We start from the raw sequence: 22586 nt of genomic DNA, 5'->3' as shown, positions 1-22586 counted from the left end.
GGGTGGGGACTCGACCGGGTTTCTCGTTGGGCGCGTCGCTTCAGGACAACGCGCCAGACCTCATTGGCATCCTCAGCGGACGCTGGCGACCGCGTCGGAACGGCCGTCGTTGATCGTCACCCAAACGCCGGAATTCTCCGTCGATTGGCGCTTGAGATAGGTGTAGTCGGTGTCCGTCCAGGCCAGCACCTTGGTTTGCAAGTTATCGAGGATGAACTCGCCGAGGCTGGTGCGCACGGTCAGCACAGCGTGGCCGTCGCCATTGGGCTGGCGCGCAACCGTCATCAGCAGGTCGCCGGCCGGCACGCCCGCATCCATCAGCTCGCGGCGCTTTTCCAGCGCGTAGTCCTCGCAATCGCCGTAACCATTGTCCGGGTAGGACCAATATTCCTCGACACCGTAGTTTTCCATGTCGGTGCGCGGCTTGACGCGGGTGTTGACCGAATTGTTGATGTTGACGATCGTCGCCCAAAGCTTGCGGGTCAGATCGACTGGCGCGCCCTTGGGGGTCTTCTCGTTGCATTCGCCAGGAATGCGCTGGCAGAACTCATAGTGGCCAACAGGTTGCGTGGTGCGGCCGCCGGTGTGCATATAGGCCGGTCCCGCGGCATATGCTGATCCCCAGGCGGAAAGCTGCAGCGCCATTGCCATCAGCAACAGCTTGCCCCTCATTTTTTTCATTATTCAGTCTCCCCGTTCGAAGGAGACATTGCCACGGCTGGATTTATTTGACGCAAAAGCGCGAAGTAGATATTAAGTAAAACGTCCGTAGAATAAACATAAAATTTGAGTCATTTGAGTATTGAATTGTTTGGGTTGCGGCCTGGATTTCGACGATCTCGGCCTCGCGCGAACCCGTCTCCGCCTATGACGACCTGCTTGTCCGAGGGCATATGGATCGCCGCTGCCGGAATCAAAAACCGGCCGCGCGGGCCGGTTTGATGGGCGTGCTTCGCGGTCCCGTCAGGCGCGTGGCGTGTTGAATTCCGAATCGAGCGTTTCGGGGCGCTGGATGACGGCGAATTCGATGGCGACGCCATCTTCGAAATGCCGCACGATCTGGCCGCGCATCGTGCCGAGCATGACCTGGACGCCGATCGCCGGTTTGACGTCGATCTCGATCGCGGCGCCCGACAGCGACAGATCGATGATCCGGCACTGATACTGGCGGCCGTCAGTGAGTTGCAGCACGCTGGTCGGGTTGCGAGGCGCGACGCGCTCGTGGCGGCGGTCTTCCGGCAGGTCGAGCTCGTGCTTGTTGGCCAGCCAGGTCAGCTGCGCCGCGAGCTTGTCCTTCTTGCGGTCGGATGCGATCACCGTCATGGCGAAGCCGTCCTGGAGCGTGCGTGTCACGACACCCTCGATGCGGCCGATATGGTCGATATATGCGATGACTTTTTCGCCGGGCATGCCGATGCGGTCGGTGCGAAGCGCGACATTGCCGGGCGACATGTCCACCACCTGGCACGGGTGCTCGGTGCGGTCCTCCAGCATGAATCGTCCGTATATCTTGACCCGGACGCGCTGAAAGTTACGCCTTTCAGCTTGGGACGGCGCGTAGTCGACCGCCGCTGACCTCATGACTGACTACACCCCGTTTGGCATTCCCGCGCGTGGATGCGAGGAACTTCATCAGAGAAGTACAACAAAGCGGGTTAACAAAGGGGAAAAAACAGCCTGCAAGACCGTGGGATCATCAACTATCCTCGCGCCCGCCGTCGAAGACGACGAGATGGCGGATTCGGCGCGCCCGGCCAAGCGCCGAGATCGTGTCGGGAGCCTCGATCTCGTCGGGAACGAGCGAGGGAACGTCGATCGCCGGACGGTTGCCCAGCAGCTCTTTTTCCGGGTCGATGACGCGGATGGAATCGATCAAGGCGTCCGTGATCGGATCCGCGCCCAGCCAGAACGGCTTTTCCACGGCGCTGATCACGCCGAGGCAACGCGGATTTTCGATGCCGCCGTCGAGCGGCAGGGCCAAAAGTTCAAACTTGTTGGAGCGGCCGTTGCGGCTGAAGCCCTCGAAAATGATCAGCACGACCGATTTCTGGTCGAAAACCCCGTGAATCAGGCGCGAAACCAGCCGTTGATCCTTCTCGCGCCACAGCGAGGGGAAGGAGAACCCCTTGAGTTCGCGCCCGTAACAGGCGCAGAGCCTGGTGCCGGCCAGACGAAATACAGGCTGCCCACGCGTGTCCTTTTCCAGGATGAACGTATCGGCCAGCAGCGACTTGATATCGGCAGGCTCGACTTCCGATCGCTTCGGAGCGGGGCGTCCGTCACGCAGGCGGTTCCAATAGTGGAACAGCGTGATCGATCCGTTTTGGTTCATACTAAAAAGCTCCGCGCATTCTGTCGTCTGATGTCCCATCGGTGAACAGAAGGGCGCCCTCCGATGACCTACATGCGTTGCGGAGCAGGAAGCGTGCCAGCGTCGTTAACACTTGTTCACGGGTCGGGGCCGTTAAGGTTAACAAATGGTTTACGTTGCGCCGTGACGAGCCCTGTGGCACACCAAAACCACTCCAGAAGCGGTCGTTTCGCGACGATCGGCAGCACTTCAGTCAAGAGTTTTAGGGGAGCAGGGGGCTCGACCGGCCGTTCAAGGGAAACCTTGGACGGCTTCTTTTTTGATTCGCGCCGGGCGATTCGGAGCGGGACGATTCGCCGTTTGCGGTTCCATCGGCGGTGATCTAGATGCTGGCCAGACCGAACCAGCCCCAGACCTAGTCAGCCCCAGGCCTAGTCAGCCCCAGACCGAGCACCGAGCGCGATTTCAGATGAGCGAACCGCAAAATCCGTCCCAGCCCGAACCGGCCGAAGCCATGCCGCCGCCGGCGCGTGAGCCGGTGTTCAACCTGCCGCCGATCGTGCTGGCGGTGATCGGCATCTGCGCGGTCGTCTATCTGATTGAAAACTATCTGCTTACGCCAGCGCAGGATAACGCATTCGTTTCAAACTTCGCTTTCATCCCGGTCCTCTACACCGGCCAATACGGGTTCGACTGGTTTCTTTTCACGCGGCCTTTCACCTATGCCTTCATGCATGGCGGCTTTGCCCATATCGCCATCAACATGGTCTGGCTCGCCGCCTTTGGCTCGCCGTTGGCCAATCGGCTCGGCGCGCTCCGGTTCGCATTGTTCTTTGCCGCCACCGGATTGGCTTCGGTGGCGCTCTTCTGGGCGATGCATCCTTACGGAGAAGCGCCGCTGGTTGGCGCATCGGGGGCCATATCGGGCATGATGGGCGCCGCGGCGCGTTTCGGCTTCCGCACCGATCGTTTGGCCGGCAAGGCGGGCTTCGCCGGTCCGGTGCTGCCGATCTCAATCGTGTTGCGCCTGCGCGGCGTCGTCATCTTCCTGGCCGTGTGGATGATCATCAATCTCGCCACCGGTCTCCTCGGTTTCGCGCCGGGCGTGGACGGCCAGGTCGCCTGGGAGGCCCATATTGGCGGCTTTGTCGCGGGCTTCTTCGGCCTGCGCTGGTTCGACAGGGGGTGGCAAGCGCCCGAATGGGAGACCTCCGAGCGTACTTGAAATGCAACCGATCACGGCGCACCATGTTCACTCTTATGTGAAAGCCGGTCAGGGCAGGAACCGGTTGGCAAAGTAGAGGAGGACGCCATGACGGTTAAGGCCATTCTCGAGCAAAAGGGCCACGACGTGTTGACGCTCGGGCCGAACGAAAAACTGAGCGAAGCCATCCGCATCCTTGCCGAGCACAGGATCGGCGCGCTGGTCATCACCAATGGCGATCGCAAGATCGTTGGTATCCTGTCGGAGCGCGACATCGTGCGCGTGGTCGCCAAGGAAGGCGGCGCCGCGCTTGATATCCCGGTGCGTTCGGCCATGACGCCGAAGGTGAAGATCTGCAATGAGAACCACACCGTCAACGAGGTGATGGAGATCATGACCAGGGGTCGTTTCCGCCATCTGCCGGTGGAAAAAGACGGCCTGCTGGACGGGATCGTGTCCATCGGCGACGTGGTCAAGCGCCGGATCGAGGATGTCGAGCGCGAGGCCGAGGAAATCCGGGCCTACATCGCCACCGCTTGAGCGGTGAAAGCAACCGCCGGCCGAATGCCGGCCGGCGGCGCCAGGAGACTACCTGTTGTCGAGTTCGGAGCGGACGAGTTCCAGCCCGCGCCGGGTTATGCGGTAAGGCCCGCCATCCGACGACGAAACCGCCTTCTTGCGTTTCAGCTTTCGGAACAAGTCGAGATCGACGCCGGGATAATGCCAGCCGTCGCGGGTCAGGCATTTGACGGAAGCGATCCGTTTGTTGTCGTTCTTTTCGATTTCAATGCGTCCGCCTTGCGCGAGCAAGTGCAAGACCCGCTGTTCAATGCGCGAAATATCCATGTGAAGAGTTTCCGGGAAAACGAAAAATGCCGCCGCCGCGAAGCTTCGCGGCACGGGGTTTCAGGTTTTCTGCCCTGCCTCATCGAGAGGTCAGGGCCTTACCGGGACTGAGCGTAAGTGGACATCCACTCTCCATTGGGATTGATGCCCTATAGGGGAAAGCGGCGCAAAAGGCCAGCCAGCGGCTTTGCGCTTGTCTCGCGGAACGGTTTGCACTAGCGAGGTTGGACACCAAATATGCGTGCGCGCATATTCAGCAGTTCCAATCTGTAGGCCGCCATGTCTCTCATCGATACCCGCACGCCCGACGCAAAACGCCTGATATCCGGCGCCACCGGCGACTGGGAAATCATCATCGGGCTTGAAGTGCATGCGCAGGTCATCTCGCAAGCAAAACTCTTCTCCGGCGCGGCGACCGCTTTCGGCGCGGCTCCCAATGCCAATGTCAGCCTAGTCGACGCGGCGATGCCCGGCATGCTGCCCGTCATCAACGAGGAATGCGTCAAGCAGGCAATCCGCACCGGCCTGGGGCTGAAGGCGGCGATCAACCACAAGTCGGTCTTTGATCGGAAGAATTACTTCTATCCGGACCTGCCGCAGGGCTATCAGATTTCGCAGTTCAAGCAGCCGATCGTCGGCGAGGGCACGGTGATCGTCTCCGTCGGCCCCGACCGCCAGGGCGAGTTCGAGGACATCGAGGTCGGCATCGAGCGCCTGCACCTGGAGCAGGATGCCGGCAAGTCGATCCACGATCAGCACCCCACCATGTCCTATGTCGACCTCAACCGTTCGGGCGTGGCGCTGATGGAGATCGTGTCCAAGCCCGACATGCGTTCCGGCGACGAGGCCAAGGCCTATGTGACCAAGCTGCGCACCATCATGCGCTATCTCGGCACCTGCGACGGCAACATGGACGAGGGCTCGCTGCGCGCCGACGTCAACGTCTCGGTGCGTCGGCCAGGTGGCGAGTTCGGCACCCGCTGCGAGATCAAGAACATGAACTCGATCCGCTTCATCGGCCAGGCCATCGACTACGAGGCGCGCCGGCAGATCGCGATCCTCGAGGATGGCGGCAAGATCGACCAGGAAACGCGCCTGTTCGATGCCGTCAAGGGCGAGACGCGCTCGATGCGCTCCAAGGAAGAGGCGCACGACTATCGCTATTTCCCCGATCCCGATCTTCTGCCGCTGAAATTCGATCAGGCCTATGTCGATGCCCTGGCCAAGGAATTGCCGGAACTGCCCGACGACAAGAAGGCGCGGCTGATCACCTCGCTCGGCCTCTCGACCTATGACGCCGCTATCCTGGTGTCGGAAAAGTCGATCGCCGACTATTTCGAGAAGGTGGCTGCCGGCCGTGACGGCAAGCTCGCCGCCAACTGGGTCATCAACGATCTGCTCGGTCAATTGAACAAGGCCGGCAAGGACATTGAAGATGCTCCGGTTTCGCCCGAACAGCTGGGAGCGATCATCGACCTGATCAAGGACGGCACCATCTCCGGCAAAATTGCCAAGGACCTGTTCGAGATCGTCTGGAACGAGGGCGGCGATCCGCGCCAGCTCGTCGAGAGCCGCGGCATGAAGCAGGTCACCGACACCGGTGCCATCGAAAAAGCGGTCGACGAGGTCATCGCGGCCAACCCCGACAAGGTCGAACAGGCGCGCGCCAAGCCGACCATGGCCGGCTGGTTCGTCGGCCAGGTGATGAAGGCGACCGGCGGCAAGGCCAATCCGCAGGCCGTCAACGACCTCGTCAAGGCCAAGCTGGGTATCGAGTAGGGGCATGTTCGTGCGCACCGCCGGGGATCGCGACCTCGCAGCCGTCCGGGCGCTGCTGGTCGAGACCTGGCATGCCACCTATGACGCGATCTACGGTGCCGAACGGGTCACCGAGATCACAAATGAATGGCACTCCATCGCCTCGTTGAAGGCTAGGCTGGTCAAGCCGAGCAGCGAGTTCCTCGTTGCCGATGACGGCAAGCGCATCGGCGGCATGGCGTTTGCCGAGGCCGTCGGTGACGGCGGCGTGGTTATGCTCAGGCAGCTCTATGTGCTTCCCGCGCTGCAGGGCCGAGGTATCGGCGGCATGCTGCTCGACGAAATCATCGAGAGTTTTCCGGAAGCCCACAGGATTAGGCTCGAAGTGGAAGAGAAGAACTCGCGCGCGGTCGCCTTCTATCAGGCCAATGGCTTCGTCCAGGCAGGCCGCACCGAGAATTGCGGCTCCGCCGGCTCGGCCATCCCGGCGCTGATCTATGAACGGATCCTTGCCGCCTGAGCCCCGTCGGGACGTGATCACCTTCGCGCGAGTGCGCGTCCCGGGCTCTGTTTTCGTTTGACGGCCCTGATCTCCGGCACCAAAGCTGCCTGGGCCAATCCGTGCGAAGCCGGAATAAACCGACACGCACGGGATGGCTTTGGGGGAAACCATGCCAAGCTTGCCGGAACTGATGCCGACGCAGGTGTCGGACGAAACCTTTGGTGGCGTCACCTATCACATAGCGGGCGAACTGGTGCCCGTGCTCTCCGTCGACGTGACGCGGATGCCTGTCTATTTCGAGCACCATATCCTGCTGTGGAAGAATTCCACGATCACCATCGGCCTGAAATCGCTGAAGGGTGCGCTGAAGCGCATGATGGCCGGCATGCAGATCTTCGTCACCGAAGCGTCGGGGGCGGGCATCATCGCCTTCAGCCGCGACGGACCGGGTCACATCGTGCCGATCCACCTGCGGCGGGGCGAGGAGATTCAGGTGCGCGAGCACCAGTTTCTGGCTGCCACCGGCAATGTCGACTACACGTTCGAGCGCGTGCGCGGCCTGGCGACGATGCTGTTCGGGCAGAGCGGCTTCTTCATCGACCGGTTTCGCGGCGACGCCGGGGACGGCATCGTCTGGCTGCATGGTTATGGCAATGTTTTTGAAAAGACGCTCGCCGCTGGCGAAACCATCGACATCGAGCCCGGCGGCTGGCTGTTCAAGGATGCCTCGGTCAGGATGGAAACCAAGATCGACCGGCTGTCGAGCGGCTTCTTCGGTGCCAATATGAACTTCATCGTCAACCGCTTCACCGGGCCGGGCAGGGTCGGCATCCAGTCGATGTACCTGCATATGCCGACCGAGGAGTAGGCTCGGAGGCAGAACCGGACGGATGAAAGCCTGTGCCAGCGCGAACGCGGCGGGACTTATCTCCGGTTAGGTTTCCCCTGCGCCTTGGCAGTGTCGAACCTGCAAACCGTGATCGAACGCACGAGCGCCGATCAGGCGGCCGGAACACCCACATTGTCGATCAGCCTGGTTTTTCCCAGCCATGCGGCGGCGAGAACGCGGCCCGCGCGGTCGTGCCGCCATGGTGCCAGTGTCAGGCTTTCGCGGGCCTCGACATAATCGACCTTCTGGAAGCCGGCGGCGATCAGGGCGCGGCTTGCTTCGGCGATCGTTTCCTCTTTACCCGCGCCCGCCGCCAGCGCCGCCGCCGCCTTGCGCAGGATGAGGTTGAACTGGCGGGCGATCTGGAGTTCGGCTTCATCGAGATAGGCGTTGCGTGACGACATGGCCAGCCCATGCGCGTCGCGTATGGTCGGCGCGCCGATGATCTCGACGGGCAGGTCGAGGTCGCGGCAAAGCTGCCTGACGACGCAAAGCTGCTGGTAATCCTTTTCGCCAAAGATGGCGACGTCGGGGGCCGCCTGCAGGAGAAGCTTGGCGACCACGGTGGCGACGCCGTCGAAAAAAGTCGGGCGAAAGTCCGTTTCGAGCCCGGCTGACGGGCCGCCGACCGAGATTTTCGTGGCAAAACCAGCCGCATACATCTCGCCGACATCAGGCGTGAAGGCAAGATCGGCCTTGGCTGTCGCGAGCATGTCGAGGTCGCGCGCCAACTGGCGCGGATACTTGTCGAGATCCTCGCTCGGCGCGAACTGCGTCGGGTTGACGAAGATCGACACCACGCATCGATCGGCTCTTTCGAGGGCGATCTTGACCAGCGAAAGATGCCCGTCATGCAAGGCGCCCATGGTCGGCACCATGGCGATGCGCAGCCCATCGCGCCGCCACTCACGGATACGCGCGCGAAGTGCTGCAACGCTGTCGACGACGACGGGCCGGCTCATGCTTCATCCCCGCCACTTGTTTTCGAAAAGACATGGGCACGGCCGGGGAATTCGCGGTCCCGCACCTCCAATGCGTAGCGCTCGGCGGCATGCGCGATCACGCTGCGCAGATCGGCGTATTGCTTGACGAATTTCGGCACGCGGTCGACGGTCAGCCCGACCATGTCGTCGATGACCAGGATCTGGCCGTCGCACTCGCTGCTGGCGCCGATGCCGATGGCTGGAATGGCGATGCGGTGGGTGATGTCGGCGGCGACCGTCTCGATCGTGCCTTCGATGACCAGGGAAAACGCACCGGCCTGCTCGACCGCGAGCGCGTCGGCCAGCAGGGCGGCGATATTCTCGTCCGTGCGGCCCTTGATCTTGTAGCCACCGTCCTTTTCCACCGATTGCGGCTGCAGGCCGATATGACCCATGACCGGGATGCCGGCGGCGACGATCGCCGCGATCTGCACGGCCACATCGACACCGCCCTCGAGTTTCACTGCCTGGCAGCCGGTCTCGCCAATGATGCGCCGCGCCGAGGCCACTGCCCGCGCGGCCGAATCCTCATAGGTGCCGGCCGGCATGTCGACGACGACGCAGGCCCTGGCCGAGCCCCGCATCACGGCCTGGCCGTGCGCGATCATCATCTCCAGCGAGGCGCCCAGCGTGGTCCCGTGGCCATGCAGGACCATGGCAACGCTGTCGCCGACCAGGAGCAGGTCGACATGAGGATCGAGCAGGCGGGCGATGGGATAGGTGTAAGCGGTAAGGCAGACGATCGGCGTGCCGCCCTTGCGGCGGCGAATCATGTCGGCGCCGATGCGAATGTCGGTGGTCGGCAATTGCGTGGCCAATCGTCGCCTCCTTCAGCCCGCCGCTGGAGTGGACTTCCGCATGGGCGCGCAGAGCTTTAGAAAGAGCGGCGAGGCTTGGCAAGCGCGCATCCAGCCACCCCGGGGGATCACAGGCCAGGGATCACAGGCTTGTGTCGGATCCCTGGCGCGCCATTTGTGCGCTCCCGTGGCAAAACCCTTGCCTTCGCGAAGGCCTGACGCCATAAGCAGGAAACGGGCGCCGCCAGCGCGAGGGTTCTGAGATGAAGACTTTCCTGACGCAGTTTTTCACCTGGTGGAACAGCCAGACGCTGGGAACGCGCCTGCACACCTGGCGCTACGGCAAGAGGGTCGGCCAGGACGAGACCGGCAATGTCTACTACGAAGGCGGCATCGATTCGGAAGGCCGTACGCGCCGCTGGGTCATCTACCGCAACTATTCGGAAGCATCGGCCATCCCGCCGGGCTGGCACGGCTGGATTCATCACCGTGTCGATGTCGCTCCCCCCAGCGATGACTACCAGCCGCGCGACTGGCAAAAGCCGCATCTGCCCAATCTGACCGGCACGCCCTCGGCCTATCGCCCGAAGGGCTCGGTGCTGACCAACCAACACCGCCCGCAGGTCACCGGCGACTATGACGCCTGGACACCGGGCTCGTAACGGCGCGGCTTATAACGGTAAGGTGCAGGCCGGTCCTTTATCGCCACAATTGGTGTTTAGCTGCTTGCTGATCAGAAAACGGCGACTAGCCTTGGCGATCGACGGAATCACCTAGGCGCGAACCACCGGTACCCCTGCATGAGCTTTTTCAACCTGATATCGACGGGCGGTCTGACGCTAGCCGCCAGCCTCGCCGTCGGCACCGCCGCCTTTGCGGCGTCGCCTGCGCCCGCCGCGCCGGCGCCGGCGCCGCCCGCGGGATCGGACCGCATCACCAACCCGGTCGCCGAGTTCGCCGGCATCGACAAGATCACCGGCCGCATCATCACCTTCGATGTTTATATCGACGAGACTGTGCAGTTCGGCGCGCTGCAGGTGACGCCGCGCGTCTGCTATTCCCGGCCGCAGAATGAAGAGCCGAAGACCGATTCCTTCGTCGAGGTCGACGAGATCACGCTCGACCGCAAGATCCGCCGCATCTTCACCGGCTGGATGTTCGCCGAAAGCCCTGGTCTCAACGCCGTCGAGCACGCCGTCTATGACGTCTGGCTGAAGGAATGCAAGCAGAAGTCGGATGTGCCGGCGCCCGATGCTGGCAACAGCGACGCGACCAAGGCCGAAGGGGCGAAAGTCGACGCCTCGAAGCCAGCCGCGCCCAAGCCCGCCTCGGCCAGGCCGAAGCCCGCGGCCACTCCCGACGCAGCAGAGCCCGACGACGCAGTGGAATCGGATACCACGACCACCAACTGATCCGTTGGAACCGCCATGGCTGGCGCGCGTTGGACCATCACCACGCGCCCGGAGGATATGCCGATGTCGGACAGCAAGCGGATCACCGCCAACAAGGCCGAGTTGCTGGAGCTCGAAAAGGGGTTCTGGACCGGTGACGCTGCCTACTTCGCCGCCAATGCGGATACCGAGTGCCTGGTGGCGTTTCCGCAGATGGCTAAAGCGATGGACAATGCCGATCTGGCCAAGACCGCGACCAAGCCCACTCGCTGGCGCGATCTCGACATCGAACTCAAGGGGATAATCGAACCCGGCAGCGATATCGTCATGCTGACTTACGAAGCGCATGCGACGCGCGAGAATGGCGAGCGCTACGCGGCGCTGGTCAGCACCGGCTACGTCCACCGCGTCAACGGCTGGAAGATGATGTTCCATTCGCAGACGCCGATCGAGGCCACCGCCGAGTAGGCCTTGATCCCTAAGGAAAAAAGACCGCTTCACCCTTCAGCGCGTCGGCCAGCATCTTTTCATACTTGCCGCGCGGCACATCGACCGCGCCGAAGCGCTTGAGGTGCTCGGTGGTGAACTGCGTATCGAGGAGCGCAAAGCCGCGCGCCTTGAGGCGCTCGACAAGATGCACCAGGCAGGTCTTCGAGGCATCGGTCTCCCTGGAGAACATGCTCTCGCCGAAGAACACCCGTCCGAGCGAGACGCCATAGAGACCGCCGACCAGCCGCTCCTCACGCCAGGCCTCGACGGAGTGGCAATGGCCCATGCGATGCAGTTGCACATAGGCCTCGCGGATCGGTGCGTTGATCCAGGTCGAGCGGCGCTCTTCGCGCTTTTCGGCGCAGCCGTCGATCGTCGCCTCGAAATCGAAGTCGAAACGGATGTCGAACTGGTGCCTGCGGATCGTCTTCTTCAGGCTTTTTGGGGTGTGGAACCCGTCGAGCGGAATGATGCCCCGCGTCTCCGGCCGCACCCAGAAAACTTCCGGGTCGCTGGCACTTTCGGCCATCGGGAAGACGCCCGAGGCGTATGCCTTGAGCAGAAGGTCGGTGGGGATGCGATAGCCTGGCGCGTAGGGACGGGTCATCGCATCATCATGGCGCCAAGTTGGGCCTATTCGCCCTTGGCCAGGTATTTTTCCAGCCAGTGGATATCGTAGTCGCCATTGGCGATGTCGGCATTGCCGACGAGGTCGCGAAACAGCGGCAACGTCGTCTTGATGCCGTCGACGACGAATTCGTCGAGGGCCCGGCGCAGCCGCATCATGCATTCGACGCGGTTGCGTCCATGCACGATCAGCTTGCCGATCAGGCTGTCATAGTAGGGCGGGATCTTGTAGCCGGAATAGACCCCGGAATCGACGCGGATGCCGAGGCCGCCGGGCGTGTGAAAATGGGTAATCGTGCCGGGCGATGGGGTGAAAGTGCGCGGATCCTCGGCATTGATGCGGCATTCAATGGCGTGGCCATTGAACTTGATGTCTTCCTGCTTGACCGAAAGACCGCCGCCGGAAGCGACCCGGATCTGCTCGTGGACCAGATCGATGCCGGTGATCGCTTCCGTCACCGGATGCTCGACCTGCAGGCGCGTGTTCATCTCGATGAAATAGAACTCGCCATTCTCGTACAGGAACTCGATCGTTCCGGCGCCCGAATAGCCAAGATCGGCAATCGCCTTGGCGCAGATGCCGCCGATGCGGGCCCGTTCCTCGGCGTTGAGCGCCGGTGAATTGGCCTCTTCCCAGACTTTCTGGTGGCGCCGTTGCAGCGAGCAGTCGCGCTCGCCGAAATGCACGCCGCGGCCGAAGCCGTCGCCGAACACCTGCACCTCGATGTGGCGCGGCTTTTCCAGGTATTTCTCGATGTAGACCGCGTCGTCACCGAAGGCGGCTCCCGCTTCCGAGCGGGCCGTCTGCAAGGCGACCTCGAGGTCGCCTTCGGTAAGCGCCACCTTCATGCCGCGCCCGCCGCCGCCGGCCGATGCCTTGATGATCACGGGGTAGCCGATCTCGGCGGCGATCCGCTTGGCTTCCTTTTCCTCGGTCACGGCTCCATCGGAGCCGGGCACCACCGGAATGCCAAGGCGTTTTGCCGTGCGCTTGGCCTCGATCTTGTCGCCCATGACGCGGATGTGGTCGCCGGTCGGACCGATGAAGGTGATGTTGTGCGCGGCCAGAATGTCGGCGAACTTGGCGTTCTCCGACAGGAAGCCGTAGCCCGGATGCACGGCGTCGGCGCCGGTGATCTCGCAGGCCGCCACGATCTGATGGATGTTGAGATAGCTGTCACGCGACGGCGGCGGACCGATGCAGACACTTTCGTCGGCAAGCCGCACATGCATGGCGTCGGCGTCGGCGGTCGAATGCACCACCACCGTCTGGATGCCGAGTTCCTTGCAGGCGCGCAGCACCCGAAGCGCGATTTCGCCGCGATTGGCGATGAGGATCTTCTGGAACATCCGGCCCGCTCTACTCGATCACGACGAGCGGCATGCCGTATTCGACCGGCGTCGCGTCCTCGAACAGGATCGCCGTCACCGTGCCGGCGCGCGGCGAGGGGATCTGGTTCATGGTCTTCATCGCCTCGATGATCAGGAGCGTCTGTCCTTCCTTGACCTTCTGGCCGACCTCGATGAACGGCTTGGCGTCCGGCGACGGCGCCAGATAGGCGGTTCCGACCATGGGCGAAGGGACGGCGTTCTTGGACACGTCGACCGCCGCCGGGGCAGCCACGACGGCGGATTGGGATGCGGCCGCCGGCGCATAGGCCGGTTGCGGCGCGGCCATCGCATGGACGGTGGGCGCCTGCCGCGACACCCGCACCTTCAGATCGCCGAGTTCAACCTCGATCTCGGTCAGGTTGGTGTCGTTCAGTATGCCCGCCAGATCGCGGATCAGTTGCTGGTCAACACCGGTCTTCTTTATCGACATTTTCGAGCCTTCTGTTTGTGGGCCGGTCATAGGCGTGCGGCCAGCGCCTGTAGCGCAAGCTGGTAGCCGAGCGGCCCAAAGCCACAGATCATGCCGACAGCGACCGGCGCGACCATGGAGACGTGGCGGAACGGTTCCCGCGCATGGATGTTGGAAAGGTGAACTTCGGCGACCGGCAACGGCGCGACCGAACGGATGGCGTCGTGGATCGCGATCGAGGTATGGCTGTAGGCGCCTGGGTTGATGACGATGCCGGCGGCCTTGTCGCCGGCTTCCTGGATCCAGTCGACAAGATCGCCTTCATGGTTCGACTGGCGGAAATCGATCTCGATCCCAAGCGATTGTCCCGTCTGTTTGCAGTCATCCGCGATGGCGGCAAGCGTCTTGCCGCCATAGATGCCCGGCTCGCGCTTGCCGAGCGCGTTGAGATTGGGACCGTTCAGGACGAAAACCGTTTTCAAAAAAGCCGACCTTTTCCGGCGCCGGCGTCAAGCCGGCGCGCTGGGCCTCTATACCGGGCATAGTCGCCCGCGGAAAGAGCGCAAGTGCGTTCTTTCACTGTCCACAACAGGCCGAAATGCGCCAGTGAAGAAAACCGCTCGCCGATCAAAGCGCGGCTTTCGCCGCCTCGATCTTTTCGGCGAGCACTTCCTGCCCGAGCGCTCCGAACACGACCTCGTTGCCGACGACGTAGGACGGTGTTCCGGTGATCTGCAGCTTGTTGGCGAGATCGTAGGTCTTGGAGAAGGCCTCGGTGATCGACGGATCCTTCATTTTCTCGCGCAGTGTCGCCTCGTCGGCGCCGAGCGAAAGCGCGATCTTCATCGCGGTTGCCTCGGTGGCGCGCCCCTGGCCGCCGAGCAGCGCGTTGTGGAATTCGCCGTACTTCTCCGGCTTCATCAGATGGAACGCCATCGAAACGACGCTCGCCTTCTGCGAATCCGGGCCGAGGATCGGGAACTCCTTGAGCACGAAACGCAGATCCGGATCGGACTTGGTCAGGGCCCGCATGTCCTCGATGGCGCGTTTGCAGAAACCGCAATTGTAGTCGTAGAACTCGACGATGGTGACCTTGCCGTTCGGGTTGCCGACGACGCCGTCGAAGGTGGAGTTGAAGATCTGGTCCTTGGCGTTCTTGATGACGCCGAGTGCGGCGAGCCGCTGTTCTTCCTTCTGCTTGGCCTCGAGCGCGTCCTGCACTTCGAGCAGCACTTCCGGGTTCTTCAGCAGGTAGTCGCGGATGATTCCCTCGACCTCGGCGCGGTCGATTTTGGTATCCGCCACGGTGGTCTGGGCCGGCTGCGTCGCCTGGGCAGGCTGCGTCGTTCCGGCCTTCGCGACCTGAGGATTGCCGGCCACGAAACCGAAAGCCAGCATGGCAAGGGCGACCGCAACCCCCGTGGTGCCCAGCAGCAGTGCCTTTTTCATCGTTCTCGTTCCTTCTGCCTGTGTTCCGGTCTGGCTGTGTCGCAGCACGCGGCCGGAGGGTTCATGAGATCACTGGCTCTTGCCTGATGATTTGTAGTTTATGATGTCCTGCGCGCGTATCCAACGCGGTTCGCCGCGCTTCATCTGCTGCTGTGCCCGCATGGCGAAGATCTTCGCATCCTTGTAGCTACCGGAATAGAAATGGCCTTCGGCGGTGGCAAGCTCGGCGCCCGGTATGTCTCCCAACTCGCCATAAGCCTGCGCCAGATAACGATACCCGGTGGAATTTTCCTTGTCGCGGCTCAGGCCATTGTTGATCTGCACGACAGCTTTCTTGAGCGAATCGGGCGTGCCGACCGCCATCAGCGCCTGGCCAAGCGAAACAGGCAGCAGGCCGGACCGTGCCGGATCGAGGCTGACCGCCTTGGCGTAGGCGTCGGCCGCATCCCCAGGCTTGTTCGCTTTCATCAATATGTCGCCGCGCAGCTCCTGGAAGTAGGCATTCCTGGGCTGCGCCTTGATCAGGGCGTTGGTCTTCGTGAGCGCCGCGTCGAGGTTGCCGTAGAGATAGGTCGACTGGGCATCGCCATATAGCGCCGCCATGCCGCCGCGCATCTTTTGCATCAGCCGCGCCGCGGCGGCCTGGCCTTCCATGTAGACGGCAATCTTCACCCGCATCATGTCATGGCGCTGCTGCAGCGCCGGCGCGTCGGCCTTGTCGACATTTGGGCTCTGCTTGACCAGCACTTCGAGGTTGGCGATGCGGTCCTGCGGCATCGGATGGCTGATCCGGTAGGGATCCACCTGCGCGCCCGACAGCGACAGCGCCGTCTGGAAGCGGTGGAAGGTCTTCAGCATGCCCAAGCCGGACTGGCCCGTCGCATTGAGATAGGTGATGGCGGAGCGGTCGGCGGTGATTTCCTCGGTACGCTGATAGGCGAGGATGCTGCGCTGCGCCATCTCGCCGCCGCCAGCCGCCACGCCCATGCCGGCGCCGGCAAGGCCGCGGCTGTTCGTGGTCGCGCCGGCAACCATGGCGCCGGCACCCAGCAAGGTGGCGATGATGGCCATGGTCTTGGCGCGTTCGAGCTGGTCGCGCAGTTTCTGCTGGTGGCCTCCGGCGATATGCCCGGCTTCGTGCGCGATGACGCCGATGATTTCGTTCGGCGTCTCGGCCGTCATCAGGGCGCCGGTATTGATGAACAGCCGGCGCCCGGTGACGAAGGCGTTGAAGCTGGAATCATTGACCAGCACGATGTCGATGCCGTCATTCGCCAGTCCGGCCGCCCTGAAGATCGGCCGTGCGTAATCGCGCACCAGAGCCTCGATCTCGGCGTCGCGCACCACGGGCACGCCTTGAGCGAAGGCGGTCACCGAACCGGCCATCGCAACCGCGGCGGCAAGCGAGATCGTCGCGAAGGCGCGCGCTGCCTGGGCAATCGTCGATCTGGGTCGGCTCAACATAATGTGTCCACTGGTAGACGAGCGGGCGAAAGATGAAAAGTCGGCGCCGGAAAAACTTCCTCAACTTGTGATCCTCACATCAATCGGGCATTTGTGCGGCGCATGCGTCAGGACCTGGCGCGCTCAATCCTCGCAACAGGGGTAAAAATGGTCGTTTCGCTCTCCCGTCGCGGCAATGTCGAGCCGTTCCACGCCATGGATGTGCTGGCTGAAGCGAACCGGCTGAAGGCCCAAGGCGTGCCGGTGATTTCCATGGCGGTCGGCCAGCCTTCCGATCCGGCGCCTCTCGGGGTTCGCGCCGCCGCGGCCAAGGCGCTGGAGGATGGACGCATTGGCTACACCGACACGCTGGGTCTGACCTCCTTGCGCAAGGCGATCGCCGGGCACTACGCGGATCACTATGGCCTCGATGTCGACCCCGGGCGGATCGCGGTGACCACCGGATCGTCGGCGGCCTTCAATCTTACCTTTCTGGCGATGTTCGATCCCGGCGACCGGGTCGCCATCGCCGCGCCCGGCTACCCCGCCTATCGCAACATCATGGCGGCCCTTGGCATCGACGTGGTCGAAATCGAGCTCGGCGACGCGGCTTATCTGCATGCCGGCCATCTGGAGGCCGCGCATCGCGAGAAGCCGTTGAAGGGCGTGCTGTTCGCAAGTCCGGCCAATCCGACCGGCGCCGTCATACCGGCCGACGAACTGGCGACCCTGGTCGCCACGGCGCAATCCCTCGGTATCGCCGTCATTTCCGATGAGATCTATCATCGGCTGGCCTATGGCGCCCCGGACACCACGGCGCTCGCCTTTAGCGACAGCGTGACTGTGATCAATTCCTTCTCGAAATATTATTGCATGACCGGCTGGCGCATCGGCTGGATGGTTTTGCCGGAAGAGCTCGTGCGGCCCGTGGAGCGCATCGCCCAGAGCCTCTACATTTCGCCGCCGGAGCTGTCGCAGATCGCGGCGGTCGAGGCTTTCGCCGCGACCGAGGAACTGGAAGCGGTGAAGCGGCGCTATGCCTGGAACCGCGAGCTGCTGATGACGCGCCTGCCGGAGCTTGGGTTTCCCCTGGCGGCGCCCATGGATGGCGCCTTCTACGCTTTCTGCGATGTCACCCGGCACAGCAATGACAGCATGGCGTTTGCCCGCAAAATGCTGGCCGAGGCGCATGTGGCGGCGACGCCAGGCCGCGATTTCGACACCCGGGCGGGCCACCGCACGATGCGGTTTTCCTATGCCGGCAGCCACGACGACATGGTCGAGGCGATGGCCCGTATCGAACGATGGTTGAGGTAGCGCCATGCCGGAACTCGAACAGGCCCCCAAACTCGATCAAACCCTCAAACTTGATCAAGCCCTCAAACTTGGTCAAGCATTGGCGGAAGTCGCGGCGGAAATGGCGGAACGCACCGATCGCGGCGATGTCGCGACCTATATTCCCCAACTGGGCAAGGTCGACCCAAAGAAGTTCGGCATCTGCGCCGTCACCAATGACGGCCGCACGCTGCTGGCTGGCGATGCCGAGGAAGCATTTTCGATCCAGAGCATCTCGAAAGTGTTCACCCTGACGCTGGCGCTCGGCAATGTCGGCGACGCGCTGTGGAAGCGAGTAGGGCGCGAACCCTCCGGCAACCCGTTCAACTCGATCGTCCAGCTCGAGCACGAGAATGGCATTCCACGCAATCCGTTCATCAATGCCGGCGCCATCGTCATTTCCGACATCCTGCTTGCCGGCCACCAGCCGCGCGAGGCGATCGGCGAGATCCTGCGCTTCATCCAGTTCCTCGCCGACGACGAAACAATCATTATCGACCGCGACGTCGCGGCCTCCGAACGTGCCACCGGCTACCGCAACTTCGCGCTCGCCAATTACATGAAGTCCTTCGGCAATCTCCACCATGCGCCGGAGCTGGCGCTGGGCGTCTATTTCCATCATTGCGCCATCGCCATGAGCTGCCGGCAACTGGCGATGGCCGGTCGCTTCCTCGCCAATGGCGGCAAGAACCCGGCAACCGGGCATTCCGTGGTGTCGGCGGAGCGGGCGCGGCGCATCGGCGCCATGATGCTGACCTGCGGCCACTATGACGGCTCCGGCGACTTCGCCTTCCGCGTCGGTATTCCCGGCAAGAGCGGCGTCGGCGGCGGCATACTGGGCATCGTGCCGGGTGTCGCCTCGCTCGCCGTCTGGTCGCCCGGCCTCAACGCCAACGGCAATTCCAAGCTGGGTTCGATCGCGCTGGAAAAGCTCGCCAGGATGATGAACTGGTCGATCTTCGCGCCCTAGAGCAATTCCAGGAAATGTGTGTAACGGTCTTCCCGGGGGAAGCGCGTAGCGCTTCCCCTTGGGAATTGCGTAAAAACAAAGAGTTAGAGCGGTTCGGCGATTCTAACAAACGCTGAACCGCTCTAGGGTCAAGACCTGCCGGATATGAAACCCCCGCGCCGTTCATTTCGATCGGCGCGGGGGTCTTTTTGTCAGAAAATCAACTCAAGAATTTGAAAAGCTTAGAAAAAGCCTTTCCGCTGCCACCAGCCGGCACGCTTGGGCTTTTCTTCGGATTCGGCTTTGGCTTCCGGTTCATCGGCGACGGTCGAGGAAACCACCGGTACGACAGGTGTATCGGCGGCTGCGGCCTTGCGGCGTGATGGCCGGGTCTTCGGTGTCTCCCCGGCGACCGCTGCCTCGTCCGAGGCCGTGGCTGGCGTCTCAGCGGCTGCCTGAACGGCCACTTCCACGGTCGGCTCCTCGGCCACAGCCTCGGCGGCTGCCTTCTTCGGCTTGGCTGCGCGCCGGGGCTTCTTGGGCTTTTCGGTGCTAGGCACCTCGTCGCTCACGGTAGTTGCCGGCTCTTCGGCGGCCGCGGCAGCCACCGGCTCGATCGACACAGGCTCGCTTAGCGAAGCGTCAGCCTCGGCAGGTTCGGTCGTTTCACCGGCTGCCGCCTCCGTCTCGCCTTCGCCGTCCTCACGGCGGTTGCGTTTGCCGCCGCGCTTGCCGCGTCGGCGCTTCTTGCCCTGGCCATCGTCGGGTGCTTCGGCCGTTTCGACGGTCTCGGTTGCGGCGACCGCAGCCTCGTCGTCTGCCTCGGCATCGTCATGGTCCGCCGCGCCTTCCGACGCGGAGAAGCCGTCATCCGACGTGGAAGCGCCCTCGGTCGGAGCACCATGCTCGCGGTCGCGATCCTTGCCGCCGCGCCGCCTGCGGCGCTTGCGGCGCTTGCGGTCGCGGCCTTCGCCATCCTCGCCGGTCCGCTGCTGCTGGCCCTGCTGGGGCTGACGCGGCTGTTCGGCCTGAGCCGGCGTTTCGTCCTCTTCCTCGACGACAACGATCTCGTCCTCGGGCTCTTCCGGCTCGATGTAGGCGGGCAGGCTGCGCGCCTCGACGAAGCCTTCCGGCTTTTCGGCCAGCGCGCCGCGGAAGATCGCGTAGTGCTGGGCGCCGACCGTATCGTCGGCCTCGATGGTGATGGTCAGGCCGAAGCGGCTTTCGAGCTCCACCAGCGTACCGCGCTTGTGGTTAAGCACGTAGAGCGCGGTCGCGGCCGGCGTGCGCACCGTGATGTGGCTGCGCGAATCCTTGAGCAGGAATTCCTCGATCGCTCGCACCACCATCAGCGCGACCGACGAATCGGAGCGCACATGGCCGGTGCCGCCGCAATGCGGGCACGGCTTCATGGTCGATTCCAGCACGCTGGCGCGGATGCGCTGGCGCGACATCTCCATCAGGCCGAAATGCGAGATACGGCCGACCTGAATGCGGGCGCGGTCGTTCTTGAGGTGATCCTTCAGCCGCTTCTCGACGGAGCGGTTGTTACGGTTCTCCTCCATGTCGATGAAGTCGATGACGATCAGGCCGGCAAGGTCGCGCAACCGGAGCTGGCGGGCAACTTCTTCCGCTGCCTCCAGATTGGTGTGGAGCGCGGTGTCCTCGATCGAGTGCTCCTTGGTGGAGCGTCCCGAATTGACGTCGATGGCGACCAGTGCCTCGGTCTGGTTGATGATGATGTAGCCGCCGCTCTTCAGCGTCACCTGCGGCTGCAGCATGCGGTCGAGCTGCGCTTCAATGCCGTTGCGCACGAAGATCGGCGTCGTGTCGCGGAACGGCTGAACCACCTTGGCGTGGCTCGGCATCAGCATGCGCATGAAGTCCTTGGCCTCGCGGTAGCCCTCTTCGCCGGAAACCAGAATCTCGTCGATGTCCTTGTTGTAGAGGTCGCGCACCGAGCGCTTGATCAGGCTGCCTTCCTCGTAGACGAGGGCAGGGGCGGTGGACTGGAGCGTGAGATTGCGCACGTTCTCCCACAGCCGCATCAGATATTCGTAGTCGCGCTTGATCTCGGCCTTGGTGCGGCTCTCGCCGGCGGTACGCAGGATGACCCCCATGCCTTGCGGCACTTCGAGATCGGCAACAACTTCCTTGAGGCGCTTGCGGTCGACCGCGCTGGTGATCTTGCGCGAAATGCCGCCGCCGCGCGCCGTGTTCGGCATCAGAACCGAATAGCGGCCGGCGAGCGACAGATAGGTGGTGAGCGCCGCGCCCTTGTTGCCGCGCTCTTCCTTGACCACCTGCACGAGCAGAATCTGCCGGCGCTTGATCACTTCCTGGATCTTGTACTGGCGACGCACCGGCTTGCGGCGGTTGCGCACTTCTTCCAGCGCATCCTCGGCGCCGACCGATTCGATCTCATGATCGTCGGGATGGGAAGAGGATACTTCCTCCAGCATGCCGCGATCATTGTCGGTGGAGGTGGCTTCGCTGCCTTGCTCCGCCTGCGCGACAGTCTCGGAAATCACATCGGCTTCGACGGAGGCGGCGATCGACTTGGGGCCGCCGTCGCTGGCCTCGCTTTCATCCTGTTCGGAAGAACCGTCGTTATCTTCGGATGCAACGGCGTGCTCCGAGGCATCCGACGCGTGTTCCGTGGTTCCGGAAACGTCGGACATGTCCTCGGCGACCGCGTCAGCGCCATTGTCGTTGTTTTCGTCCGTCTCGCCGATGCCTTCGTTTGCGTCCCCGGAATCGGCCGAACCCGCATCGCGCCTGCTTTCACCGCGGTCGCGAGTCTTGCCGCCGCGCCGGCGGCCGCGCCGTCCGCGATCCCGGCTCTGGCGATCCTCGCCTTCGCCGTCCTCGTTCTCCTCGTCCTCGGCCTCCTGCGCTTCCGCGCGCAGCAGTGCCTGACGGTCGGCGACCGGAATCTGGTAGTAATCGGGGTGTATTTCACTGAAGGCGAGAAAACCGTGACGGTTGCCGCCATATTCGACAAAGGCTGCCTGAAGGGAGGGTTCGACGCGCGTTACGCGGGCGAGGTAGATATTTCCTTTGAGCTGCTTCTTGTCCTGGGATTCAAAGTCGAATTCTTCGATACGGTTACCGCGTATGACGACTACGCGTGTTTCCTCCGGGTGGGAGGCGTCTATCAGCATTTTGTTGGGCATTATTTCGTTTCCCCCCGGCAGCCGTCAGCCGCAGCTGGCGGGGCAAAGCCCGCTGCTGTGTGTCTGGATGAGAGTGGGTGCCGGATAATTGAACGTCCGCCGGACGCTGCCCGCGTGTCATGGCGGTGCCGCCCGCAGCCAAATTGGCGCGGTTTGATGCGGACCTTTCCATGATTGCGCTTGAAGCCATCGTCACCAGCAGAACTTTTGAACCAAAGCCCGGAAACCGGACCAGCTTATTTGCTCTTACAGAGCCGGCACGGGAACAACCCGGCCGTTTTCCTCACGCAGGCGATTCCCCCGCCACGGGAGCACACCTGCGAAATTCGTCGCAATCACCTGAAGCCTTTTCGCGTGAAGCGAAAGGAGCCGCCTTTCATCTGACCCTTTAGCAGGAAGCTGCGGAGGAGGGCGGTTCCAGGATTGCAGTGATCCACCATCGCTTTTATGATTTGGCGGGTTGGAAGGCAACCCCGATTTCCGATGCCGGCAAAAAGCAGTTCCGTAGCGTAAGCCTGGTTCCGATCCTTGCATGAAAAGGCTTGGTTAACCTTCTCTGGATACCAATCGTTAATCGAACTCGTGGCCTGACCGGCGCTTCGATGAAACGAGCCGGCGCCGGGCGCCAAACCGGGA

23 protein-coding genes are annotated in these 22586 nt (G+C 62.9%); 10 read left to right on the top strand and 13 right to left on the bottom strand.

Annotated elements, in window-relative coordinates:
* Positions 1-72: 72 nt before the first annotated feature.
* The 3 genes from FJ948_RS28545 to FJ948_RS28535 form a co-directional block, all read right to left on the bottom strand.
* On the bottom strand, positions 73-681 hold the full coding sequence (locus FJ948_RS28545) for a transglutaminase-like cysteine peptidase (protein WP_140710392.1): 609 nt from the start codon (positions 679-681) through the stop codon (positions 73-75).
* Between the two features lie 282 nt (positions 682-963).
* Positions 964-1581, bottom strand: a complete 618-nt coding sequence (locus FJ948_RS28540) for a PilZ domain-containing protein (RefSeq protein WP_095204357.1) — start codon at positions 1579-1581, stop codon at positions 964-966.
* Between the two features lie 115 nt (positions 1582-1696).
* On the bottom strand, positions 1697-2332 hold the full coding sequence (locus FJ948_RS28535) for a PAS domain-containing protein (RefSeq protein ID WP_140710391.1): 636 nt from the start codon (positions 2330-2332) through the stop codon (positions 1697-1699).
* Positions 2333-2780: 448 nt separating this feature from the next.
* On the opposite strand from FJ948_RS28535, the gene FJ948_RS28530 reads away from it, so the two are divergent.
* Both FJ948_RS28530 and FJ948_RS28525 read left to right on the top strand, forming a co-directional pair.
* Positions 2781-3536 (top strand): rhomboid family intramembrane serine protease, encoded by a 756-nt coding sequence (locus tag FJ948_RS28530; RefSeq protein WP_140710389.1) that lies wholly within the window; start codon positions 2781-2783, stop codon positions 3534-3536.
* A gap of 87 nt (positions 3537-3623) precedes the next feature.
* Complete coding sequence (locus FJ948_RS28525) at positions 3624-4055, top strand: CBS domain-containing protein (RefSeq protein ID WP_140710387.1); 432 nt, start codon at positions 3624-3626, stop codon at positions 4053-4055.
* A gap of 48 nt (positions 4056-4103) precedes the next feature.
* Here FJ948_RS28525 and FJ948_RS28520 read toward each other — a convergent pair whose 3' ends face one another.
* Positions 4104-4361 (bottom strand): YjhX family toxin, encoded by a 258-nt coding sequence (locus tag FJ948_RS28520; protein ID WP_140710385.1) that lies wholly within the window; start codon positions 4359-4361, stop codon positions 4104-4106.
* Between the two features lie 279 nt (positions 4362-4640).
* Here FJ948_RS28520 and gatB point away from each other — a divergent pair, with 279 nt between their 5' ends.
* From gatB to FJ948_RS28500, 3 genes are all read left to right on the top strand, one after another.
* Positions 4641-6140 (top strand): Asp-tRNA(Asn)/Glu-tRNA(Gln) amidotransferase subunit GatB, encoded by a 1500-nt coding sequence (gene gatB / locus FJ948_RS28510; protein WP_140710383.1) that lies wholly within the window; start codon positions 4641-4643, stop codon positions 6138-6140.
* A 4-nt stretch (positions 6141-6144) separates the two neighbouring features.
* Positions 6145-6639 carry a GNAT family N-acetyltransferase gene (locus tag FJ948_RS28505; RefSeq protein WP_140710381.1) on the top strand — a complete coding sequence of 165 codons (495 nt, stop codon included), beginning with the start codon at positions 6145-6147 and terminating at the stop codon, positions 6637-6639.
* 151 nt (positions 6640-6790) lie between these two features.
* Positions 6791-7489: an AIM24 family protein gene (locus FJ948_RS28500; protein ID WP_027057088.1), complete on the top strand. Its 699-nt coding sequence runs from the start codon at positions 6791-6793 to the stop codon at positions 7487-7489.
* A gap of 131 nt (positions 7490-7620) precedes the next feature.
* Here the strand turns inward: FJ948_RS28500 and panC are convergent, their stop codons facing one another.
* Positions 7621-8472: a pantoate--beta-alanine ligase gene (gene panC / locus FJ948_RS28495; RefSeq protein WP_140710379.1), complete on the bottom strand. Its 852-nt coding sequence runs from the start codon at positions 8470-8472 to the stop codon at positions 7621-7623.
* Complete coding sequence (gene panB, locus FJ948_RS28490) at positions 8469-9311, bottom strand: 3-methyl-2-oxobutanoate hydroxymethyltransferase (RefSeq protein WP_140710377.1); 843 nt, start codon at positions 9309-9311, stop codon at positions 8469-8471. The genes panC and panB overlap by 4 nt, the downstream gene beginning before the upstream one ends.
* A 242-nt stretch (positions 9312-9553) precedes the next feature.
* Between panB and FJ948_RS28485 the strand changes: the two genes are divergently transcribed.
* The 3 genes from FJ948_RS28485 to FJ948_RS28475 all read left to right on the top strand — a co-directional run bounded on the left by FJ948_RS28485 (position 9554) and on the right by FJ948_RS28475 (position 11149).
* Positions 9554-9952, top strand: coding sequence for an NADH:ubiquinone oxidoreductase subunit NDUFA12 (locus FJ948_RS28485; RefSeq protein ID WP_140710365.1), 399 nt, complete (start codon positions 9554-9556; stop codon positions 9950-9952).
* Positions 9953-10090: 138 nt separating this feature from the next.
* Positions 10091-10702, top strand: a complete 612-nt coding sequence (locus FJ948_RS28480; protein WP_140710363.1) for a DUF2155 domain-containing protein — start codon at positions 10091-10093, stop codon at positions 10700-10702.
* A gap of 63 nt (positions 10703-10765) precedes the next feature.
* A complete protein-coding gene (locus tag FJ948_RS28475; RefSeq protein ID WP_140710398.1) occupies positions 10766-11149 on the top strand; it encodes a hypothetical protein in 384 nt (127 codons plus the stop codon).
* 10 nt (positions 11150-11159) lie between these two features.
* On the opposite strand, the gene aat is transcribed toward FJ948_RS28475, so the two are convergent.
* The 6 genes from aat to FJ948_RS28445 form a co-directional block, all read right to left on the bottom strand.
* Positions 11160-11777 carry a leucyl/phenylalanyl-tRNA--protein transferase gene (gene aat / locus FJ948_RS28470; RefSeq protein ID WP_140710361.1) on the bottom strand — a complete coding sequence of 206 codons (618 nt, stop codon included), beginning with the start codon at positions 11775-11777 and terminating at the stop codon, positions 11160-11162.
* Between the two features lie 26 nt (positions 11778-11803).
* The gene (gene accC / locus FJ948_RS28465; RefSeq protein ID WP_140710359.1) at positions 11804-13147 is read right to left on the bottom strand and encodes an acetyl-CoA carboxylase biotin carboxylase subunit; all 1344 of its coding nucleotides are present in this window, start codon (positions 13145-13147) and stop codon (positions 11804-11806) included.
* Positions 13148-13157: 10 nt separating this feature from the next.
* Positions 13158-13619, bottom strand: a complete 462-nt coding sequence (accB, locus tag FJ948_RS28460; RefSeq protein ID WP_140710357.1) for an acetyl-CoA carboxylase biotin carboxyl carrier protein — start codon at positions 13617-13619, stop codon at positions 13158-13160.
* A gap of 26 nt (positions 13620-13645) precedes the next feature.
* Positions 13646-14080, bottom strand: coding sequence for a type II 3-dehydroquinate dehydratase (gene aroQ, locus FJ948_RS28455; protein ID WP_140710355.1), 435 nt, complete (start codon positions 14078-14080; stop codon positions 13646-13648).
* Positions 14081-14225: 145 nt separating this feature from the next.
* A complete protein-coding gene (locus FJ948_RS28450) occupies positions 14226-15047 on the bottom strand; it encodes a DsbA family protein (RefSeq protein ID WP_140710353.1) in 822 nt (273 codons plus the stop codon).
* 69 nt (positions 15048-15116) lie between these two features.
* Complete coding sequence (locus FJ948_RS28445) at positions 15117-16511, bottom strand: M48 family metalloprotease (RefSeq protein WP_140710351.1); 1395 nt, start codon at positions 16509-16511, stop codon at positions 15117-15119.
* A gap of 147 nt (positions 16512-16658) precedes the next feature.
* Between FJ948_RS28445 and FJ948_RS28440 the strand changes: the two genes are divergently transcribed.
* A complete protein-coding gene (locus FJ948_RS28440) occupies positions 16659-17807 on the top strand; it encodes an aminotransferase class I/II-fold pyridoxal phosphate-dependent enzyme (RefSeq protein WP_140710349.1) in 1149 nt (382 codons plus the stop codon).
* Between the two features lie 4 nt (positions 17808-17811).
* The gene (locus tag FJ948_RS28435; protein WP_140710347.1) at positions 17812-18795 is read left to right on the top strand and encodes a glutaminase; all 984 of its coding nucleotides are present in this window, start codon (positions 17812-17814) and stop codon (positions 18793-18795) included.
* Between the two features lie 221 nt (positions 18796-19016).
* Here FJ948_RS28435 and FJ948_RS28430 read toward each other — a convergent pair whose 3' ends face one another.
* A complete protein-coding gene (locus tag FJ948_RS28430; protein WP_140710345.1) occupies positions 19017-21950 on the bottom strand; it encodes a ribonuclease E/G in 2934 nt (977 codons plus the stop codon).
* Positions 21951-22586: the final 636 nt, after the last annotated feature.

The sequence above is a fragment of the Mesorhizobium sp. B2-3-12 genome, assembly GCF_006442205.1.
Classification (GTDB): Bacteria; Pseudomonadota; Alphaproteobacteria; order Rhizobiales; family Rhizobiaceae; genus Mesorhizobium.
Note: the sequence above shows the minus strand (reverse complement) of the source record. Positions and strands in the feature narration are given on the sequence as shown.

Coding starts and splice junctions, on each gene's coding strand:
- FJ948_RS28485 (WP_140710365.1), top strand. CDS start 9,554: ATGAAGACTTTCCTGACGCAGTTTTTCACCTGGTGGAACAGCCAGACG.
- FJ948_RS28500 (WP_027057088.1), top strand. CDS start 6,791: ATGCCAAGCTTGCCGGAACTGATGCCGACGCAGGTGTCGGACGAAACC.
- panC (WP_140710379.1), bottom strand. CDS start 8,472: ATGAGCCGGCCCGTCGTCGTCGACAGCGTTGCAGCACTTCGCGCGCGT.
- FJ948_RS28435 (WP_140710347.1), top strand. CDS start 17,812: ATGCCGGAACTCGAACAGGCCCCCAAACTCGATCAAACCCTCAAACTT.
- FJ948_RS28520 (WP_140710385.1), bottom strand. CDS start 4,361: ATGGATATTTCGCGCATTGAACAGCGGGTCTTGCACTTGCTCGCGCAA.
- FJ948_RS28530 (WP_140710389.1), top strand. CDS start 2,781: ATGAGCGAACCGCAAAATCCGTCCCAGCCCGAACCGGCCGAAGCCATG.
- FJ948_RS28430 (WP_140710345.1), bottom strand. CDS start 21,950: ATGCCCAACAAAATGCTGATAGACGCCTCCCACCCGGAGGAAACACGC.
- FJ948_RS28545 (WP_140710392.1), bottom strand. CDS start 681: ATGAAAAAAATGAGGGGCAAGCTGTTGCTGATGGCAATGGCGCTGCAG.
- FJ948_RS28475 (WP_140710398.1), top strand. CDS start 10,766: ATGTCGGACAGCAAGCGGATCACCGCCAACAAGGCCGAGTTGCTGGAG.
- FJ948_RS28440 (WP_140710349.1), top strand. CDS start 16,659: ATGGTCGTTTCGCTCTCCCGTCGCGGCAATGTCGAGCCGTTCCACGCC.
- FJ948_RS28480 (WP_140710363.1), top strand. CDS start 10,091: ATGAGCTTTTTCAACCTGATATCGACGGGCGGTCTGACGCTAGCCGCC.
- FJ948_RS28505 (WP_140710381.1), top strand. CDS start 6,145: ATGTTCGTGCGCACCGCCGGGGATCGCGACCTCGCAGCCGTCCGGGCG.
- FJ948_RS28525 (WP_140710387.1), top strand. CDS start 3,624: ATGACGGTTAAGGCCATTCTCGAGCAAAAGGGCCACGACGTGTTGACG.
- FJ948_RS28540 (WP_095204357.1), bottom strand. CDS start 1,581: ATGAGGTCAGCGGCGGTCGACTACGCGCCGTCCCAAGCTGAAAGGCGT.
- accC (WP_140710359.1), bottom strand. CDS start 13,147: ATGTTCCAGAAGATCCTCATCGCCAATCGCGGCGAAATCGCGCTTCGG.
- aat (WP_140710361.1), bottom strand. CDS start 11,777: ATGACCCGTCCCTACGCGCCAGGCTATCGCATCCCCACCGACCTTCTG.
- accB (WP_140710357.1), bottom strand. CDS start 13,619: ATGTCGATAAAGAAGACCGGTGTTGACCAGCAACTGATCCGCGATCTG.
- gatB (WP_140710383.1), top strand. CDS start 4,641: ATGTCTCTCATCGATACCCGCACGCCCGACGCAAAACGCCTGATATCC.
- FJ948_RS28535 (WP_140710391.1), bottom strand. CDS start 2,332: ATGAACCAAAACGGATCGATCACGCTGTTCCACTATTGGAACCGCCTG.
- FJ948_RS28445 (WP_140710351.1), bottom strand. CDS start 16,511: ATGTTGAGCCGACCCAGATCGACGATTGCCCAGGCAGCGCGCGCCTTC.
- FJ948_RS28450 (WP_140710353.1), bottom strand. CDS start 15,047: ATGAAAAAGGCACTGCTGCTGGGCACCACGGGGGTTGCGGTCGCCCTT.